This is a genomic window from Caballeronia sp., assembly GCF_049581465.1.
Lineage (GTDB): Bacteria > Pseudomonadota > Gammaproteobacteria > Burkholderiales > Burkholderiaceae > Caballeronia.
In genome coordinates this window covers 1-1,604 of sequence record NZ_JBAUSA010001074.1, presented here as the reverse complement: position 1 = coordinate 1,604, position 1,604 = coordinate 1, and the positions used below count along the sequence as shown (strand labels likewise).

Sequence of the window (1,604 nt, the reverse complement as noted above, 5' to 3'; positions counted from 1 at the left end):
GTGTAAGCAAAAGCGAGAAAAAACTCGTCGATGGTGAAGTGGCTCGTCAGCACGATGCTACCCCCACGGATCGCGCTCGGCGCCCTCGACGCCCTCGTTGATCCGCTCGTTGATTTTCGCGACCTCGCTCACCCAACGCCGCCGCTCGATATGATCGAGCGTCATCAGTTGCGCATGGGGCCAGTGAAAGTGATAGGCCAAGTAGGCTACCTCCTCGTAAAGCTGTTCGGGACGGTAGCCTATCGCTCCCCCGAAGGGTCGACCTCCACCTCGAACTTCTTTTCGCATCCCGGGCACACCACGGTCAGCCGGTCGTGGCCGGTCGTGTTGATGCGTCGGTACAGATCTTCCAGATGAGCGAAGTCCGCCGCGAACAGTTCCTCGATCACGCGCGGATTCACCTGCGGCAGATCGCCCAGGCGCTTCACCACGCGCGCTAGCAGAATGACCGCGAGATAGCCGGGATTGCTTTGCACGCGCGGGTCCTTCATCGGCCCGATTTCGTCGTTCGCGGTCGCGAGGCGCATGATGCCCTCGCGATGCACGGCACCCTCGGCATCGACGTAGCCGCGCGGCAGCGTGAAGCTGAATTCGGTCTGCAGGCTCATTTGGTGCGATCCAGTCCTTCATGCGTCAACTCGATCGTGTCGATGGCGACTTCGTTAGCTGTAGCGTTGAAGCCCGGCCCCGTCCACTTGGTCGGCCAGGCGGCCACGAAATCCCATTGCGCGACGTCGTTGCCCTCGTCGTCCATGAGGATGATCGAGCCGTTCTTGCGCGAGTCCTTGATCTTTCCATCCATCACCTGCTTGCGCCACTTCCACAAGTCGAGATCGTTGGTGATGCCGCGCTTGAGCGTGAGATTCGCGAACTTCTTCAGGCCGGGAAGCTTGTGTATCGTGAGCGTCTTGTCGTCACCTTCGCGATAGTCGATGGAGTCCGTGGCCGCATCCAGCCCGGAGACCTCCCTAAAGCCTGCCCGCTGAATGCCGCCTATCTCCACGCGAAACTTGAAGCCGCGAAAAGGGTCTCTTCGATCTCCGGTTGCCATGTTCCTTACTCCTTTTTCCGCCACAGCTGCGTTGAATGATGTTCCTGTGCTGCGCTAGATCCGCATGTCAGGTCCGACGACGCTTACCCCGTCCGCGCTCTGCGTAATCCGCACGATGACGAACTCCGCCGGCACCGCCGGCGCGATTCCCGCGAGGGCGCTCACGAGGCCCGCCTCGCGCGCCTCGCGCGGATTGGTTTCCTCATCGCACTTCACGAAATAGGCTTCGCTCGCGTTCGCGCCCTGCAGCGCCCCGTTACGATACAAGTCGCTGAAATAGCTCGTGAGCCGTTCGGCAACGCCCTTCCACAACGCCGGGTCGTTCGGCTCGAACACGAGGTCGCGCAAGCGGTATTCGAGCTCACGCCTGACCGTGAGAACAAGCCGCGAGACGCTCACATAGCGCATCTCGGGCCGGTCGCTCAGCGTGCGTGCGCCCCACACGCGCAAGCCCCAGCCTGGACGTTCGCGCAGGCAATTGATGCCAGCCTGGTTGAGGGCGGCCTGCTCGCTGTCGGCGAGATCGAAGTCGAGATCGAGCGCGCCTTCGATC

At 61.9% G+C, this 1,604-nt stretch carries 4 protein-coding genes; all 4 read right to left on the bottom strand.

Features of this window, described 5'->3' with window-relative positions:
- Positions 1–57: 57 nt before the first annotated feature.
- Positions 58–288 (bottom strand): DUF6760 family protein, encoded by a 231-nt coding sequence (locus tag WCA53_RS26290; RefSeq protein ID WP_423917421.1) that lies wholly within the window; start codon positions 286–288, stop codon positions 58–60.
- On the bottom strand, positions 240–608 hold the full coding sequence (locus WCA53_RS26285; RefSeq protein WP_423917418.1) for a phage tail assembly protein: 369 nt from the start codon (positions 606–608) through the stop codon (positions 240–242). The genes WCA53_RS26290 and WCA53_RS26285 overlap by 49 nt, the downstream gene beginning before the upstream one ends.
- A complete protein-coding gene (locus WCA53_RS26280) occupies positions 605–1,051 on the bottom strand; it encodes a phage tail protein (RefSeq protein ID WP_423917415.1) in 447 nt (148 codons plus the stop codon). Before WCA53_RS26280 ends, WCA53_RS26285 begins: the two co-directional genes overlap by 4 nt.
- A gap of 54 nt (positions 1,052–1,105) precedes the next feature.
- Positions 1,106–1,604 (bottom strand): phage tail sheath C-terminal domain-containing protein (locus WCA53_RS26275; RefSeq protein ID WP_423917412.1); only part of this gene is annotated, 499 nt, incomplete at its 5' end.